The organism is Mucilaginibacter sp. A5337, from assembly GCF_059690695.1.
The window spans coordinates 315,188-334,109 of record NZ_JCAWEC010000001.1; the positions used below are offsets into that span (position 1 = coordinate 315,188).

The following is an 18,922-nucleotide window of genomic DNA, read 5'->3' on the forward strand; positions in this document are numbered from 1 at the left end:
CCACATCAACAATTTAAAGCATTTATGAAAACTAACAGACCGGCATGGCTACCCATGCTGATTTGCGAAATAACGCGAATACCCCTCCGAACGGCACTTTGCATGTTGTTATTTTTGACGATAGCCAAAGCACAGGCCCAGGGCCCTTTAGATAAACCCGTAACAATAACTATAAATAACGAACCGCTTAAGCAAGCTTTAGATAAGATCGCCGCCGTCAGCGGGGTAAGGTTTACCTACAATGAAACGGTTGCAAAAAGCTCTGCAAAAATCAGCATTAACGCTCAAAACCAGCTATTGGGCAATGTATTGCGCAATGCACTTGCTCCGCATCCCTTTAGTTTTACGGTGCTCGATAACGAGGTACTGATTAAATATGATGCGAGTAAAGCAAAAAAGCAGGTAGCCGCCCCGGCAGACGGAAAATATACCGTAAGCGGCACCATTAAATCAAAACAAACCGGCGAAACGATCATCGGCGCAAATATCCGGGTTTCAGGCGCAAACACAGGTACATCCAGTAACGAGTACGGCTTTTATTCGCTCACACTGCCTGCCGGCAGTCACGAACTTTCGGTTAGTGCCATGGGGCAAAAAACTATTGTGATGCCCATATCACTTCATGCTAATCTTAAGCTGGATATTGCCCTCGAAGATAATTCCCAGTTGTTGCAGGAAGTAACCATCAAAGCGGCACCTGCAGGCGCCCGCGATCTGGCCAGCCCCCAAATGGGCGTCGAGCACCTCAGTATCCAGGAAACTAAAAACATCCCGGTGTTACTTGGTGAGCGCGATGTGATTAAAACCATTCAACTATTGCCAGGTATTAAATCGGCAGGGGAAGGCAGTGGTGGCTTTTTTGTACGCGGCGGCGCTACCGATCAAAACCTGATCTTGTTGGATGAAGCACCGGTATACAACGCATCACACTTGCTGGGTTTCTTCTCTACCTTTAACTCCGATGCCATCAAAAACATGAATATTTACAAGGGCGATATGCCTGCGCAATATGGTGGCCGGTTATCGTCGGTTTTGGATGTTAAAATGAATGATGGCAACAACCAAAAATTCGGGGTGAGTGGCGGTATTGGTCTCATTGCAGCCAGGGTAAATGTGGAGGGCCCTATTCAAAAGGGCAAATCGTCCTTCCTGATCTCTGCACGGCGTACTTATGCCGATGCATTCTTAGCGCTTTCAAAAGACAGTATCGCTAAAAAAAGCCAGCTTTATTTTTATGACCTTAATGCCAAGGCCAACTATGTTTTAGGAGATAAAGACCGTTTGTTTATTTCGGGATATTTTGGTAAAGATGTGTTAAAAGCTGCTGATATAGCCGGCATTAACTGGGGCAATACTACGGCCACCCTCCGTTGGAACCACATTTTTAACAGTCAGCTGTTTTCAAATACCTCACTCATCTACAGCAATTACGACTATAAGCTTAATATTAAGCAGGATGTAAACGAATACAATATCTATTCACAAATCCGCGACTTTAACTTTAAGGAAGACATGCAATGGTATGCCGGAAGCAAAAACACCATCAGTTTTGGTGTAAACAGCATTTATCACACTATTAAGCCGGGCGAAATTTCGGCCACAGGTAACTCGGGGGTAATATCTCAAAGCCTGCAAAACAGGTATGCCCTTGAAAATGCTGCCTATGTTACCAACACCTGGAAAGCGACCGACCGCTTTACCTTAACCTACGGCGTACGGCTTTCGGCCTTTACCATACTGGGTTCGGGCGATTATTATGATATTGATACCGATGGCAACATCGTAGGCTCAAAACATTACACTTCCGGGCAGGAGGTTAAAACCTATGTTAATCTGGAGCCCCGTGTTGCTGCGGCATTTCAGTTAAATGACGTAAGTTCTATCAAGGCGTCATATGCCCGCAACGCGCAAAACCTCCATTTGATCTCCAACTCTAATTCAGGCTCGCCAACAGATAAATGGGTAGCAAGTACCAATATCATCAAACCAGAACTGGCCGATCAGTTTTCGGTAGGCTACTATAAGGATTTCAACGATCATAATTATGAGTTTACGGTTGAAAGCTATTACAAAAAGCTTCAAAACCAGATTGATTACCGCAACGGCGCCAACGTGTTTACCAACCAGCCCATTGAAACGCAATTACTTTACGGCAAAGGTCGCGCCTACGGTACTGAGTTTTTGCTGAAGAAGAAGACCGGCAGGCTTAACGGCTGGATCAGCTATACGCTGTCAAAATCTGAACGGATGATTGATGGCATCAATAATAACCAATGGTATAACGCCCGGCAGGACCGCACTCATGACATAGCCATTGTAGCTATTTACAAAGCAAGCGACAAATGGACCTTCTCGGCCAATTTTGTTTACTACACCGGTGATGCTGTAACCTTCCCGAGCGGCAAATACCAGGTTGATGGCGTAACTTATTACTACTATACCAACCGCAATGCCGACAGGATGCCTGCTTATCACCGCCTGGACCTGGGTGCTACAAAACAGCTCAAAAAAACAGCGAAGTTCCAGTCTGATTTAACATTTAGCCTTTACAATGCTTACGGCAACCCCAACGCATACCGCATATTTTTCCGCGATAACAAGACTGATGCAAGCCGTACCGAAGCAGTGCGCACCACTTTATTCACCTTTGTACCTTCGGTTACCTATAACTTTAAATTTTAAGCCGATGAAAAACACTATAAAATATATAACCATTACCCTGTTTGCAGCGGCCCTAAGCAGTTGCGAAAGGGCCATCGACCTAAAACTGAAAGACACCACCCCACAATATGTTGTGGAGGGCGTATTGACCGATGCAGCCGGCGGCTGTAAAGTATTGCTCAGCCAAACCAAAAACTTTACCGACAACAACGATTTTGTTGGATTAAGCGGGGCCACCGTTACCATGACCGATGATAACAATAATGTTTACCCGCTTACTGCTACAAGCACCGGCATTTACCAAAACAGCACAATGACAGGCACACCCGGTCATACGTATTACCTTAATGTGCGTATTGATGGCAAAACGTTTACCTCAAGCTGTTTAATGCACCCAACTGTGCCGTTAGATAGTATTTATTTGGTTAAAGACGAGCTTAATAATAATAAGGACGGCACCCCGCGTAAATATGTTACCGTGCGGTATGACGACCCTATAGCTACCAAAAACTATTACCGCTTTGTACAATATGTAAACGGCCGCAAAGAAGAAACAATTATGCTGGAAGATGATGAATTTACCAACGGGCAGGAAGTGAACAGCAACCTCCGGTTTGACAACAGTAACGATAACCCGGCACGCGATATCCGCCCGGGCAATGAGGTAACTATCGAGATGATGAGCATTGACCAGGCCGTTTACAAATATTTTTACAGCCTTAGTAACAGTGCCAACGGCGATGGCAATAATGCAGCTCCGGCAAATCCGCTAACCAATATTAAAGGTGGGGCCTTAGGATATTTTAGTGCGCATACTGTAGTGAGGAAGACTTTGATAGCGCCTTAAAATAAAAAAGTCTCATTGCGAAGAGGAATGACGAAACAACCGCATGCTATGCAGGCAGGCTCTGTATAGTATGCGATTGCCCCACTTCGCTCGCTATGATATGTTTTTTTTGATTAAAAGGGTTTATTTATAATACACCCTATCCAAACAAATTATTAGTAAACTCTACTTTTATCCTTGTTTGAAAGTTATCTATAGTCCTAAATATTTCTTTTAGGGCTACCTTTTCAATTTTGGTGAGGTTATCCGGGTCGATGTAGTTGTCTGGCTCGGTGCGGTCCTGGATAATTTGGGAAGCCTGGTTACGAAGGCGCAGGCCCATTAAAAAATAGTACGACTGGATCAGCTCGTGAACCTCTTTTTCATTGAATACGTCTTTCTCTTTCAGCGCCTTCAAGCGCTCGCCGGTATTAACTTCAAAAATACGATGACGCAGGGCATACATCCGCACCAGGTCAACAATAGGCGTCATTGATTTTTTAATATCGAAAACTTCCTGGCTACCTTTGGTAAAAGTTTTGATGTTTTTGAAAAAGGTGAGCGGCGGTTCATATTGCAAAGCATTTTTAGCCATGTGGAAGAAGATCTTACCCAATGGTTTTTGCAGTTCCTCGTCCAGAAACTCTTTTAGCTCGTCCATAATGCTGGCTTCACCATACAGGTAACGGCAATCGAAAAACGTAGAGAACTGGATCACTGTTTCGGGTACAGCTTCGGTCATCCAGCTTTCGTAATTGCGTTTCCAGTGTGATAGTGAGTGTGTCCACTTGGGGTTTTGAGCCATGTAGCCACCTGTACAAAAACTGAAGCCTATGTGGTCAAGCTTTTCGGATACCTGTTGGGCAAAACTCAGGAAATACTCACGGACTTCTTCGCGGTGCTCATTGGCCTTATCTTCATAAATAATGGCGTTATCCTGGTCGGTTTTAAAGGTTTGTTCTTTACGGCCTTCACTGCCAAGTACCATAAAAACAAATTTAGCAGGTGGCTGCCCCATGGTTGTAATAACGCTTTCAATTACCTTTATGGCAATGGTATCGGCAATGGTGGTGATCACCTGGTTCACGATTTCGGCGTTTACACCACGACCGAGCAATTGTGTTACCATTTGCGGCACCGATTCCCATTTGCGTTTAAGCTCCTGTACCGATATAGCCTGTTTTACCGATTGAATAAATACCAGCGGCGATTGCGCCTGCTCGGCCAGGAGCTTATTCCTGCTGATGCTGCCTACAAATTCATCGCCGTTTTTGATGAGCAGGTACCGGGTTTTGGTGCGGAACATCATCAAAATGGCTTCATATACATAAGCATTTGTGCTGATGCAAACGATGGGGTTGTCCATAATGTTGCCAACCGGCTGGGCTGTATCCGCCTGTTTGGCAACCACATTATCACGCAGGGTAATATCAGTTACATAGCCTACAATTTTGGCTTGTTCATTACGGATAAAAATGCAGCTTACCTTATGTTTCGCCATTAACCGGGCTGTTTCGTAAACCGGGGTGCTTTGCGGGCAGGAAACTATCTCCCGGTATTCAATGCTTTCAATTTTACGGGAGTACAATTGTTCGGAAGCTATATAGCTTTCTTCAAAAGTTGCCGGGCGTTTATAAAAATGGGCAAACTCATCATTAAGCATGCGTTTGCCAAAATCAGCAGTAAAATATTGTACAAAGTCCTCGTAGGCTTTGCATAACGACCGAAAATCCTTGCGATGTAAAAAAAATACAGTCGTCCCTTTCTTGGCGATCACTGTACGGATAGATTGCTTACGGTTAAGCAATACCGAAATGCCTCCATAACAATAGCCCGGATGATGATGCTCCAACAGGCGTTTATTTTGCTGGCTATCGTAAAAGAAGGATTCGTATTCGCCCTCGGCAATGATATCTACGCCGCGCATTTTGGTTACTTCCTGTTGGTAAATAACCGTGTCTTTACTATAACGGATCTCCTGCAACTGATCGGCGACCTGTTCCAATACATCGGCAGGAAGCAGGTTAAAAGGGGCTACTTTACTTAAAAATTCAAGACGTTGAACCATATAACCAAAAAGCTATGATGATGATCAAAATTAAAACGATGGCTGCAGGCAAAAGGTATTTTTTTTCGGACCGGATTTTTTGCAGGTAAACCTCCTGGTGCTGTACACTGTCGTCGGTAATATCGCCGCGTTTCAGCATCTCAAAGAAGCATTCGGCAGTAGCCTCTGCATCTTCAAGTGCGTTATGCTGCCGGTCTAAGGTTTTGTTAAACAGTACTTCGTACAGCTGGTTTAACCTTAAATATTTGGTTTGCGGATTTTGTACCCATTTGGTAGTAGCCAGCATGGTACAAAAGGTTTTTAAATTTTGAAGCGGATTAGTGATGCCTGTGCGGTAAAATTCAACGCCTGCAACGTTCAGGTCGAGTTCAATAAAATGACCTATTACCAGTGGTTGATATTCCTGCAGGTCGTTGGCCAGCATGGTCATTACATCCTTGCGCCATTCGCCGTGCTCAACCAAATACTCCTGGGTAAGGCCATGAACAGCAAACGCTTTTGGGCTTATGGTAAAGTCATTGTCTTTAATATAATGATCTTCACGCTTTACTTCAACCATATCACTGGTATAAACTATCCATGACACCTGCAGCGCATAAGGCCAGTTGTCGTTGTCGCAATAAGGCAGGTCCCACTTTTTGGGCAGGCCGGAAGTTTCGGTATCTATGAATAAAAGGTAATCTTGCACATGATAAATTTATGAATTTATTTGAATGATGGTAGTGTTGCCGGTTTTGTAACCGATTTGTGAACCATCTTTTTTGAAAATTACCCCTATTTTAGCCGCTACCTTTTAAAACCGATCTGCCAGATGCTCAAAAAAATCACTGTTTCCCTTATCCTGTGCCTTTTCAGCACTTTAATTTTCGCGCAAACTACTATTAAACAAAGTATCAATACCAACTGGGCCTTCCATAAAGGAGATATTGCCGGTTTGCCCGCTGCAACAACGGATGCATCGGCCTGGCAAAAGATCAGTTTGCCGCACAGTTGGAACACTACCGATGCTAACGACGACGAACCTGGATATTACCGTGGCATAGGTTGGTATAAAAAGACCATCTACCTACCCGCACAATGGAAGGATAAGCAGCTTTCTCTCTTTTTTGAAGGGGCCAATGAAGTAGCCGAAGTATATGTAAACGGTAAGCTTGCCGGTAAGCATACCGGCGGTTACACTGCGTTCAATATCCCTGTTAATACATATTTAAAGCCTTTTGCAAAAGATAGCTTAACGGCAAACGAAATCATGGTAAAACTGGATAATAGCCACAACGAAGATATTCCGCCGCTTGATGCAGATTTTACCTTTTACGGAGGTGTTTACCGCGATGTATATATCGTGGCCTCAAACCAGATAGCATTTGATAATGAACTGGCTTCGCCCGGTATCCGAATAAAAACGCCTTCAGTAAGTGCTCAAAAAGGGGAATTGCTGATTGAAGGGATTGTAAATAATCTGTCAGCAAAAAAAACTAAAGTTAAGGTTATAAGTGAATTAGTTGATGCTGATGGTAAAGTTGTCGCAAAAATACAAAGTGCGCTTGGTTTAACTGCCGGTGCTAAGATTGCGTTTAGCCAGAAGCAAATAGTCGCCAATCCGCATTTATGGTCGCCGGAAGCGCCTTATTTGTATCATGTGGTTTCAAAGATCATTGATGCTTCAAGCGGGCAGCAACTGGATGGAAGCAGCAGTGCGTTTGGTTTTAGGTGGTTTAGTTTTGATGCCGATAAAGGGTTCTTTTTAAACGGGAACCCGGTTAAGCTGATAGGTACTAACCGTCACCAGGACTTCCAGGGAATGGCTAATGCCATACCCGATGCCATTAATATCCATGATATGGAATTACTGAAAGCGATGGGCGCAAATTTTATCCGCATAGCACATTATCCGCAGGATCCATCAGTATTGGAGGCTTGCGACAGGTTGGGAATCCTGGCATCGGTAGAAACTCCCGAGGTTAACCGGATCACCGAAACCACTGCCTTTGCCAACAATGCCAAACACATGCAGCTGGAAATGATCCGCCAGAATTTTAACCATCCAAGTATCATTATCTGGGCTTATATGAACGAGGTGGAGATCGTGCCGCGGTATAAATCAGGATCGGATGAACAGAAGAAATATTTTGTGAACCTGGTTAACCTGGCCAAACAAATAGATAGCCTCACCCGTAAGGAAGATCCGTCGCGTTATACCATGATCCCCTGCCATGGCGATTTCGACAGGTATTATAATACAGGCTTAGCTGCTGTGCCGCAAATTGTTGGCTGGAACCTGTACTACGGCTGGTATGCTAAAGATTTTGCCGGACTGGATAAGTTTTTGGAGAAACACCACCAGATGCTGCCAACCAAACCTATGATCATCACCGAGTTTGGGGCCGATGCCGATAGCCGCCTGCACAGCGTCGATCCGGAGCGCTTTGACAAAACTGTTGAGTACGAAGTAAAGTATCACCGGTACTATCTCGAACGTATCAATAAGCTGCCATTTGTAGCCGGCGGTGCTATCTGGAACCTTGTTGATTTTAATGCCGAACAAAGGCAGGAAGCTACACCGCATATCAATACCAAAGGTTTGTTAACTAATGATCGCCAGCCTAAAGAAGCATACTTTTTTTACCAGGCTAATTTGCTCAGACAACCTTTTATCAAAATAGGCACAAGCGCACTCAAAGCCGGTAACGCTGATGAAAACAATGTTTGTTTACAACCGGTAAATGTGTACAGCAACCAGCCGCAGGTAAAACTATGGCTCAATGGTAAGCTGCAGGAAAGTAAAACCGTTCAGGATGGCATGGCCACTTTTACTGTTCCTTTTACATCAGGCAAAAACACACTTAAAGCAACAGCCGGCGAAGGTGATATTCAGGAAGATTTTATGGCGGTTGATTTTAACCTCATCCCGCATGATCTGAACAATCTGCAAACACCATTTACCGAGCTTAACGTGAGCCTTGGTGACAGGCGACAATTGGTTGATGATAAGCTGCACCAGGTTTGGGTACCGGAGCAACCCTATACTAAAGGCAGCTGGGGCTATGTAGGCGGTGAGATATTTACTCTCGGTAAAAACGGTCAATTGCCTTATGGCTCAAACAAAAACATTCTCGAAACCAATTACGATCCCATTTATCAAACACAACGCGTAGGTTTAAGTGATTTTAAACTGGATGTACCGGCCGGTGAATATGAAGTTACCCTGCACTTTGCTGAGCTAACCACTAATGATAATTCGCCGCAGTTGGTTTATAACCTCAATAATTCAACCCAAAAACAAACCGCTGCGGCGCGGAGCTTTGATGTGCTCATCAACGGACAAACCGTTATTGAAGGGCTAAGCAACAGCAATTATCTTGAACCGCTGAAGGCTTATTCAACTAAAATTCCGGTTAGTGTTGGTGGTGATGGGATTACAATCAGCTTTAAAAGCATAACCGAGCAGGCGATACTAAATGGGCTACAGGTGAGGAAGGTTTATTAAAAAGATAAAAATATCATTGCAAGCGTAGCGTGGAAATTGCACACAAGCGCATCCGCTCCGTATGGCTGCGAGATCGCCGCGCTACGCACGCAATGACATTCTTTTACCCTCCCATCTCCTCCAACCTCGCATAAATTTCAATCATAGCTGCCTGGTCAATCAGGCTTTTGATACGATGAGGGCCAAGCAGGTTTTTATCATCCCGTTCCTGCTGCCAGGTGCGGTTGGCGTCGTCAACAAAAAACCGGAATTGCTTTTTGTCCTTATCAACACGGTATAGTTCCTGGTAACCACGTAGTAAAACAGCATTGAACCAGTAGTTGCCCGGCAACCTGTTGTTGCGGTAAAAATATTGTTCAGAAGCTTTGGCGATGCAGCGGGCTTCAATCAAATATTTTTTGTCGTGGGTGATGTTATAAAGCAGCACATTGGCTTGCAGCATTGTGCCTGCATTATAGGTATAAATAGCTGAATCAATCTTTAACGACGGCACCTTAATATTATCATAAAACAATCCTGATGGTGCCTGTAAGTTTTTATTTGTCCAGTTATAGGCCAGCAATGCGGTGTCCAGATATTGTTTGCGCCCTGTCGCTTTATATAACTGTAAAGCCACTAATATCCCCGGACCATTTGAGCAGGTGTTTTTACTTTTCAGATTACCCTCTTCCCAATAAAAACCGCCGCCTGCTTCATTGGTATAACCGGTTAATAAAAACCGATAGATCATTTTTGAGGTTTCCAGATATTGCTTATTATGGGTACGGTTATAGGCATCCATTAAAGCGATAGCTACCCACTCGTTATCATCATAAAACCGTGAATCCTGTTTTTCTTTTGCTACCATGGCCTGGTAAGCCGGGGCGGGTGAGCGAGGAGAATAATACTGCTGAATAGCAATCATAACCGGTTTAAGATATTGCTTTGAAGGTTCAAGCACTTCCATCTCATTAGCAGCCTGTACTAAAGCACAAAGCGGCCATAAAAACGAATGGTTGCCTTTATTCTCGGCAGAATCAGTAGTTTCGAGATACAGGCCGCTTTTTGTATCAGCAAAACAGGCGTTGATGTTTTGATTGATGATCTTTATCCGCTCCTTGTAGTTAGGTGTTTGGGCTCTCGTACTAAAAGCTGTGATAATACAAAGCAGGACGATAAGTTTAATTTTCATAGATAATTGTATTTGAGACAGGTATAATTTAAATACTAAAATAAGCCATAAAAGTATTCAACTACTTTTATGGCTTTTATTGTTACAAAACCGTTTTTTAAAATTTGCCTGCAGCTTTCAGCGTTGCGGCAGCTTCAACCATCATTACACCGCTTAGTTGCGTAGTTAAATCGGTTGTACCAGATGGTTGTTTTTTCCAATCGGGACTTATCATCAGCGATGGCCGTTCGATCCCCGCCGTGTAGAGTGTTTCGGCATTAAATTTCAGGAAGCTGATAAACTTACTTTTATCTGTTTCAGCAACATCCGGATCAAGGGCCAATAATGTCAGATACCTGATCAGGATCCCTTTAAATAAACCACCATCGCCCTGCCCTTCCGACTTCAGGATTCCGCCCGGCGAAATATCGGTGTCATTAATGGTTGCATTAGCTGTATTTACAGCATCGGTAAGGTAGGCGGCATCTTTGGTGACGTGATAAAGCTCCAAAGCAGCACCAATAAATACCCCCTGGTTGTAAGTGAACTTCCATTTGCTGATTTGCCCATCGCCATTGGCGTTTATACCATCCCAGATAATGCCAGATGGATCGAGCAGGGTTTTCTTTAGCCAGGTGTACAGGCGTTTTGCTGTCGCGAGGTCGGCCTCATTTTTTTCCAGCGCATATAAACGTGCAGCAAAAATGATGGCCGGAGCGTTGGCTGGTGTATTTTTATAATCCAGCTGATTTTTGCGCCAGGCTATACCACCTCCCTGGTTATTGTTTTCGCCGGTTTGGATATCTGCCCAAAGCGTATGCGCTGCGGTTAAATAAGCGGCATCATTTGTGGCACTATTAGCCCTCAGCACAGCCAACGACAACCATTCCATATCATCATAAAAATTATTGGAAAGACCACCGTTAGTGGTTTTTATCCCGGCTAAAAGCGAGCTCATCCTTTGCTTGTAAATATCATTTTTGCTACGCAGATAGGCATCCGTAAAAACATCAAGCGTATGGGCATTTGGCCAGTAATTAAAAGTAGTACTGCCGGCATTGTTAGCCACAAAATAACTTCCGTTTGCCGATAGAAATGTGGTATATGTTTTTTCCTGTAAGGAGTCGGCTGTTTCAGCGTATTTATATTCCACCTTTGCCGAGGCCTTGTTGCCATACAGTGGGAAAGGTTTATCCTTTAGACACGATGAAAAGCTTGCTACCAGCCCTCCTGTGAGGGCAATGGCAGCTAATTTTCTGAATACTTTATTTTTCATAAAATATATTTATTGTGAACCTGCCGCCGGTAAGGCGACAGGTGCTAATCATTAATTATTTTACAGTAACACTATGGGTATAGGCAGCCGCATCAGCACTAAAATCAACCACGATATCTGCATTGTGATTATCGGCAGCCCCGGTAAACTTAAAGCAGAAATCATACTGCGAATTGTTAACCGGCACCATGTACCAGAATGATTTGGCCGTATTAGCATCCGGGCGGCTATTATCTGAGTTTTTGCTGCCATAAAACTGTATTGAGCTATTACCTGCGGCGTCTTTAAACGTAAAGCGGAATTTATAACGCTCATCCCTACCCCATGACTCCTGGTGGAAAACGATAGAAGCATTATCAATTTCCCATTTACCACCTGCTTTGTAAGGGATCGGAAACCAAACTTTATTATCGGCAGCAAACCATAAACCAACTTCTGTCACTTCGGTTATCGCGGCTGAGGCCGAAGTAAAGTCAACCACAATACGTTCAACCTTGGTTGCCCCGGTTACAGTAGTATTACCATCTTTTAAAAGTTTAACGCCATCGATAGAATAGGTAGCAGGCGTGCCTGTGTTACGCTCAGCAAAATGATAAGTACCCGCTTTTAATGATGTCCAGGCTTCAAATACACCGGCGGCGGTTTGCTTAAAGTGCACAGCCTTACTTAAGTCTTCGCCGCCCTCGGTAGCAGAACCGGTCAGGTACAGATCAGCAGGAATATCGGTAAAGCCTGCAGCACGTTGCACTTCAATAATGCTTGATACTGTTGCTTTGACCACATTAATACCTTTTGACGACATTACAGTCCATTTCAATTTACCGGTAGCCTGCGGCTGGATCCCGGCCAGATCGGCCACTTTGTTCAGGTCTTTATAGGAGATGGTCAGTTTGTTGTACAAACCATTAGCATCTGAAGGAATGGTGTAGATCGGTTTTGAAAAATCGCCACTTTCTTTATCAAAAGCTACTTCATACAAAACCAATCCATTATCTTCCGCATGCGCTTCGGCCCATTCAAAGGTAGCAGAACCGGTTACCGGCTCCAATTGGATGAATTTGTTATTTGCAGGAGCAAACAGGTTATTTACTGCCGATACCTGTGTATGCTGTAAGGTTTTGTCCTTTTTACAGCCTGTTACCATTAAAATGGTTATGATGCCTGCCATAAGGCAGTATGTAATATTTTTCATGATCGCAATTGATTATAATGTCTTTTTTATAAATAATTATTGATTTACCAGCCGGGGTTTTGAGTGAGGTTAGGGTCAACGGCACGCTCATCGCGTGGGATTGGCCACAGGTAGTTTTTACCTTTGTCAAACGTGCGCAGGTTCGCCCTGATGTAACCATTATCAACAGATGCAGGGCCATATTTGGCTCCGTGAGCCCAACCGTTCAGTACAGTTTCGGCAGTGTGCCAGCGGCGGATATCAAACACCCGCAGGCCTTCCATAGCCAATTCTACGCGGCGTTCGTTACGAACTATCTCCCTTAAATCGGTTTGGCTGCCGGCTGCGAAATTTAATGCAGGGGCATCGGTAAAGCCGGCACGGGTGCGCAGCGCTTTGATGGTTTTATCCCAAACACCGGCATCCAACTGGCCAAGCTCATTTTTTGCCTCGGCATACATGAGCAGTACATCGGCATAGCGGATAAGGATGAGGTTTAAAGCTGATTGAAAATTCACGGCAGATGCAGGGTCGTAATATTTACGGGTATAATAAGCAGTAGGCGAGCTTACTTTGCCCGGTGCATATTCGTCAGGCTTGGTAGCGCCCGGATCATCGCCTGGTTTGGTATAAATAACCTGAACGTTGTTATCCGGCTTTTTCCATTTATAACCATTGTATACAACCGTGTTAGTAAGCCTTGGATCGCGGTTTACATAGGGATTGTTTTCGTCATAACCGGAACCCGCATCGGTGATCTTTTTACCGTTTTCCATCAGGTAGCTGTCAACCAGTTCCTGGGTTGGGGCAAGGGCATTTAAACGAGCTCCAACGGCAAGCGGGGCCATATCAAAAAAGTTACTGTATGTGCGCACATCCGGAACAAACTCCAGATCGAAGATCACCTCACTGTTATATTCATTTTGTGGTAAAAACAAACCCTCGTATGATGGAAAAAGACTGTAGGTACCGTTACTGTTATCATTCATCAACTTTTCGCAGGTGGTAGCTACGTCTTGCCAACGGCTTTCATACAGCAGCACTCTTGCTTTTAAGGCTATAGCAGCACCTTTGGTGATCCGACCTCTGTCGGCATCTTTATAAGCGGTATTAACCGGTAAATCAGTTGCGGCGGCATCAAGCTCTTTCAGCACAAAATCAACAACCTGTGCTTTCGGGGTACGGGCAATGCTTTTTGATTGGTCAATGCTGATGTCTTTATCAAACAAAGGCACATCGCCCCACCAGGTTTCAAGCATAAAGTAATGGAAAGCACGGATAAACCTTGCTTCGGCTTTCATGCGGGCTTTCAGCGTTGCATCCATAGCGGTTACCCTGTCTACATTCTCTAAAAAGATATTACAGGTTTTTATACCGCTGTAATGGAAACCCCACTCCTGTTTGATGCGCCCCAATGATGGGTCATAAGTACCTGCGGCAAGCGAGGCCGCACCCTGGTTATCTCCGCGACCATTATAGGCATTATCCGACGCTCCTTCATTATAAAAGAAATAGTCGTTGCTGAACATTTGCGAATAGGCTGTATTAAGTACCGCATCGGCCTTTTCGGTGGTTGTCCAGAAATTGCTGTCGGTGAACTTATTGGTTGGCGCCAGATCGAGTTTTTTACAGGCCGATAAACTGGCCAGTAATACTAAAAAGGCGGTTTTATATGTCGAATATTTTTTCATGATGGATAGTATTATAGGGTTACATCTAAACCAAAACCGTAGTAAATGGGCGTTGGGTAAGACCGTGCGCTGTTAGCGCCACCGGCCCCCAGGTTACTGTTAAACTCTGTCGATTCTGGGTCGATAAACTTCACGCCCGAAAACGTAAGCAGGTTTTGGCCTGATACATAAGCCCTCAATTTTTGTAAACCCAGCAATTTTGCCCATGCATTGGGAAGTGTATAACCTACCTGTACATTCTTTACGCGCAGATACTTGCCATCAAACAAATACATATCTGAGCCACGCCTGAAGTTGTTTTCGTTTGATTGACTGCCGCTGGCCGCAAGCCTCGGGAAACGCGCATCCGGATTTTGAGGTGTCCAGAAATCAAGCTCGTGCTGATAGATAACTTGTGAGTAGTTTACGTGGAAAGGCTCAACCTGCTCACCACGGATAAACATACTGCGTTTACCTACACCCTGTAAAAACAGGTTAAAATCAAACCCTTTATAACTTACATTGTAAGTAAACCCAAAAGTTAAACGGGGGAACGGGCTACCGAAAACAAACTTATCGTTATCATCAATTACTCCGTCCCCATTAACATCAACATAGCGGTTATCACCAGGCGATACGGTTAAGCCGGTTGGCTTAGGCCCGTTTTTAATATCATCGAGGTTTTGAAAATAGCCATCACGTTTTAAAGCTACATATGAGCCTATCGGCAAACCTACGCGGTTAATCACCTGCATCTCATCATAACTTTTCAGCTGATCGCCGCCTTCAAGGTAAAGCACCTTGTTTTTGCTGTCGGCCACGTTGAAGCTAAAGGAGTGTTTAAAGTTTTGCGTAGTGAGGTAGTAGTTAACTGTTAGCTCCCAGCCGTGGTTTTGTACTTTACCTGCATTGTAGCTTGGCAACCCGGCACCAAACGTTCCCGGCACAATGGGCGGTAGCAGGATATCGCGGGTGGTTTTATTAAAGTAGTCAATAGCTACAGTCAAACTATTTTTCAGGAAACCGGCATCAACACCTATGTTAAGTGTTGCAGCACGCTCCCAGCGCAGATCGGGGTTGGCAAAGGATATGGCCGTGCCACCCACGCCCGAGTTGTTAAAGCCATAAGCATTTTGGAAGGGGCCGTAAGTGCGCAGGTACTGGTAATCGCTAACGCTTTGGTTACCCAAAATACCGTATGATGCACGCAATTTCAGATCGCCGATATTGTTACGATAGTTTTGCATAAACCGCTCTTCGGTAAGGCGGTAGCCACCCGATACCGAAGGGAAGAAAGCACCGCGGTTTTGAGGTGCAAATTTTGACGAAGCGTCTACACGAAAATCAAACTCACCGTAATACTTGTTTTGGTACGAATAGTTTGCCCTGCCAAATAACGAGTTAAGACTGGTTTCGGTAGTTCCATTATTAGATGCTGATGAAGTAGCCGGATCAATAATAGTACCGGTGGTTGGTGTTCCCAACTCTGGATCGGTATATTTAAGGTGGATGCTGTTTTGCTTAGCCGTGGTAGATTCGTTAGCCACACCTACCAATACATCAACATTGTGCGATTTGTTGAAAGTTTTGGCAAACTCGGCCAGTAACTGCGTATTGGTGAACAGGGTTTTGTTATTATCATCATTGGTGTTACGATCTGCCCCATAAGTTCCGGATGGATAAAAATTCACCTGCTTAACGCGGGTAAACTGATGATCGGACAATAACCTGCCGCCAAAAACAGCTTTCAGTTTAAAATCTTTCGTAACCAATAGCTCGGCATTTAAGTTACCCAGCAGGTTATCATCGTCATGAGTACGGTAACCGCCCTGTTCCAGGATGCCCAACGGGTTAAACTCGGTCAGTACATCATTGGTGAGGTAACGGCCCTGGTCATCTTTAATTTTATAATAGGTTGGGGTACGGCCTGCATCAACAATCAAAGTTCCGGTATTGTAGGAGTGTTCACGGATCTCGGAGCGCGAGTAGGCAAGGATACTTGTGAGCTTTAACTTACCATAGTTGCTGGTTAAGTTCATGCGGTAGTTATAGCGCCTTAAACCATAGTCAGGCCCAACAAGGTTACTGCGCTGATCGGTCACCCCGGCCGATACCAGGAACGAGGTGGTAGCATTACCACCCGTTAAGCTCAGGTTATGACTTTGCTGCCACGAATCTTTTAAAATGGCATCTAAAAACCATTGCTGATCACCCTGCTGCTGAAAGTTTCTGATATCCTGCGGACTATAAATTGGCTGCAAACCGGCGTTAACCATAGCCTCGTTGCGCAGAATGGCATTTTCATAGCTATGTACCGGCTTATAACCTACATGCGGCGACTGGATCCCCGCCTGCCCGTTATAATTAACAGTGGTACGAGAGTTATTTTTACCTTTTTTGGTGGTAACCAAAATAACCCCATTTGCCGAGCGCGAACCATAAATAGCCGCCGATCCGGCATCTTTCAATACCGAAACACTTTCGATATCCAGAGGGTTAAGCAGGTTGATATCACCACCAGTGATACCATCAATAACTACCAGCGGTGTGTTATCATTAAGCGTACTTACCCCACGAATGTTCACATTGGCATAAGCTCCCGGCTCGGAGCTTGTTTGCTGTATAATAAGGTTGGGCGATGTACCCTGCAATGCCTGTGTAAGATTGATTGAAGGTTTTGACTCGATAGCTTTGGCACTTACCTGGTCAACCGCGCCGATAACATTTGTGCGTCGCTGGGTACCGTAACCCACCACCACTACCTCGTTAAGCGAAGTACGCTCGGGGACCATCTGTACATTTATAGTAACCTCATTACCAATAGACTGCTCCTTAGCTGCATAGCCTATAAAGTTAAATACAAGGGTACCATTGGCATCAGGCACATCAATGGTATAATTACCATTAATATCGGTTACCGTGCCTATGGTTGTACCTTTAACCCGTACGCTTGCGCCGGGTATAACTAAGTTGTTCTCGTCCGTAACTTTACCTTTAACTTTGATGGGCTGCCTGGGACCATGATCAATCCCTCCTGTATTGCTTTCAATCTCAGGCTTTTCATCAATAACTATAACATCGTCGATGATCTTATAGCTGAGATTAAAGGGCGTTAGCACCTGATCAAGTACTTCCCTGATACTTTTGTCTTTAACCTTAAGGCTTACAACATAAGTAGGTTTAAGTACATTATCGGCGTAGGCAAATTTGATATGCTTTTCGTTCGAGATCTTATCCAGCGCATCGGTTAGTTTGGCATTTTTGAGCTTGAGCGTAACCGATACCTCCAGAAATTTTTGCCCGAACGTGTTGTTTGCCACGGCCGTAAAGCACATGAGGCAAACCACAAAGCAGGCAAGCGAGGTAATTTTCATTAATATTAATACATGACGAATTACTCCATTTGAAAATAGAGATATATTCATAGATTTGAGAAAATTAAAGTGTTTGAAATTCAAGTGCTTCGTTCTGAATTGGACCTCTAAACGCTGCACTTATTAATAACCCGGCATTTTAGTTTAACCCTGTCAAAATCCCTTTTGAGCAGGGTTTTTTAATGTAATTATGTTATCATAGCTTGTATTTAGGTTAACTGATAATTGGTTTATCTCTTTTTATTAATTGGTTTTAGCGTTAACAACCCCGGCCTTTTAGCTGATAAGCCGAACCTTTTTGCATGGCTTTGCCTTTTACCAGTTTCGATATGATCTTCATGATATTCTCCAGCGAAACATTAGTAAAATTGGCTGTAATCGAACAACGCGCCAGGTTAACATCGGCTTTTACAGTTACGTTAAAGTGGCGGTTAATGGTGTTGAGCACTTCAGGCAGCGCCGCGTTTTTAAATACCAGTTCGCCATCTTTCCATCTGCTTAGTGCATTCACATCTACCTGTGCATTTTTTATTACGGATAGCTTATTCTTATCAAAAACAACTTCTTCGGCAGGGGTTAAAAACGTTGTTGTACTCGTAGTCTTGCCTGAGGGGGTAACTACCCCTACCTTTCCGCTTAAAACATCAACCTTAATAAAACTTTCGTTAGCGTAGGCTTTAATATTAAAACTGGTACCCAATACCTGGGTGCGTACTTTTCCGGTATGGATGATGAAGGCTTTGGCTGGGTCATGGGCCACATCCAAAAAAGCTTCACCCTCAAGCCTGATCTCGCGTTTTTCACCACGAAAAGTTTCAGGATAGGTAAGTTTACTGCCCGCGTTTAACCATATTTTGGTACCATCGGCAAGGGTGAAGTTTACGGTTTGCCCGTTAGCTGCAACCAATTGCTTACTGGCGATAGGATCCAACCGGTCAAGCAGGGCATAACGGTAATGATAAGCTGCCGTTACCGAAATGCACAAACCAGCAAGAAGCGAGGCTGCAACCATCCATGTTTTGGATTTACCAGGGTTTTTCTTCTCTGCATTATCTAAAGCGGCATTGATCCTGCTATATACGCCATCGGCATTAAATTCCACCTCGTCCCCGGCTTCGTTTTGTACGCTGCTGAGATCAAGCTCATCGAAATACTTGTTTACAAGTTCTTCCTGCAAATGCCTGTCATTTGCACCGGAATGTTTTTTTCTGAAAGGGAACTTTGCCATGGTTTATAACT

The 18,922-nt window shown here is 44.2% G+C and carries 11 protein-coding genes; 3 read left to right on the forward strand and 8 right to left on the reverse strand.

What is annotated here, in order from left to right:
- Positions 1–24: 24 nt before the first annotated feature.
- Both AC59JO_RS01430 and AC59JO_RS01435 read left to right on the forward strand, forming a co-directional pair.
- Positions 25–2,682 (forward strand): TonB-dependent receptor, encoded by a 2,658-nt coding sequence (locus tag AC59JO_RS01430; RefSeq protein ID WP_497302888.1) that lies wholly within the window; start codon positions 25–27, stop codon positions 2,680–2,682.
- A 4-nt stretch (positions 2,683–2,686) separates the two neighbouring features.
- Positions 2,687–3,508: a DUF4249 domain-containing protein gene (locus AC59JO_RS01435; RefSeq protein ID WP_497302890.1), complete on the forward strand. Its 822-nt coding sequence runs from the start codon at positions 2,687–2,689 to the stop codon at positions 3,506–3,508.
- Between the two features lie 139 nt (positions 3,509–3,647).
- Here the strand turns inward: AC59JO_RS01435 and AC59JO_RS01440 are convergent, their stop codons facing one another.
- Both AC59JO_RS01440 and AC59JO_RS01445 read right to left on the reverse strand, forming a co-directional pair.
- Positions 3,648–5,555: a DUF294 nucleotidyltransferase-like domain-containing protein gene (locus AC59JO_RS01440; protein ID WP_497302892.1), complete on the reverse strand. Its 1,908-nt coding sequence runs from the start codon at positions 5,553–5,555 to the stop codon at positions 3,648–3,650.
- Positions 5,539–6,243: a 3'-5' exonuclease gene (locus AC59JO_RS01445; RefSeq protein ID WP_413668852.1), complete on the reverse strand. Its 705-nt coding sequence runs from the start codon at positions 6,241–6,243 to the stop codon at positions 5,539–5,541. Before AC59JO_RS01445 ends, AC59JO_RS01440 begins: the two co-directional genes overlap by 17 nt.
- A 123-nt stretch (positions 6,244–6,366) precedes the next feature.
- Here AC59JO_RS01445 and AC59JO_RS01450 point away from each other — a divergent pair, with 123 nt between their 5' ends.
- The gene (locus AC59JO_RS01450; protein ID WP_497302895.1) at positions 6,367–9,042 is read left to right on the forward strand and encodes a glycoside hydrolase family 2 TIM barrel-domain containing protein; all 2,676 of its coding nucleotides are present in this window, start codon (positions 6,367–6,369) and stop codon (positions 9,040–9,042) included.
- A 103-nt stretch (positions 9,043–9,145) separates the two neighbouring features.
- Here AC59JO_RS01450 and AC59JO_RS01455 read toward each other — a convergent pair whose 3' ends face one another.
- The 6 genes from AC59JO_RS01455 to AC59JO_RS01480 form a co-directional block, all read right to left on the reverse strand.
- Entirely contained in the window at positions 9,146–10,213 is a 1,068-nt protein-coding gene (locus AC59JO_RS01455) for a glycoside hydrolase family 76 protein (RefSeq protein ID WP_497302897.1), read from the reverse strand.
- 97 nt (positions 10,214–10,310) lie between these two features.
- A complete protein-coding gene (locus AC59JO_RS01460) occupies positions 10,311–11,468 on the reverse strand; it encodes a glycoside hydrolase family 76 protein (RefSeq protein WP_413668855.1) in 1,158 nt (385 codons plus the stop codon).
- Positions 11,469–11,523: 55 nt separating this feature from the next.
- Positions 11,524–12,660, reverse strand: coding sequence for a SusE domain-containing protein (locus AC59JO_RS01465; protein WP_413668856.1), 1,137 nt, complete (start codon positions 12,658–12,660; stop codon positions 11,524–11,526).
- Between the two features lie 44 nt (positions 12,661–12,704).
- Positions 12,705–14,330: a RagB/SusD family nutrient uptake outer membrane protein gene (locus tag AC59JO_RS01470; protein ID WP_413668857.1), complete on the reverse strand. Its 1,626-nt coding sequence runs from the start codon at positions 14,328–14,330 to the stop codon at positions 12,705–12,707.
- Positions 14,331–14,341: 11 nt separating this feature from the next.
- Positions 14,342–17,683 carry a TonB-dependent receptor gene (locus AC59JO_RS01475; RefSeq protein WP_497302900.1) on the reverse strand — a complete coding sequence of 1,114 codons (3,342 nt, stop codon included), beginning with the start codon at positions 17,681–17,683 and terminating at the stop codon, positions 14,342–14,344.
- Between the two features lie 259 nt (positions 17,684–17,942).
- The gene (locus AC59JO_RS01480) at positions 17,943–18,911 is read right to left on the reverse strand and encodes a FecR family protein (RefSeq protein ID WP_497302902.1); all 969 of its coding nucleotides are present in this window, start codon (positions 18,909–18,911) and stop codon (positions 17,943–17,945) included.
- Between the last annotated feature and the right edge of the window lie 11 nt (positions 18,912–18,922).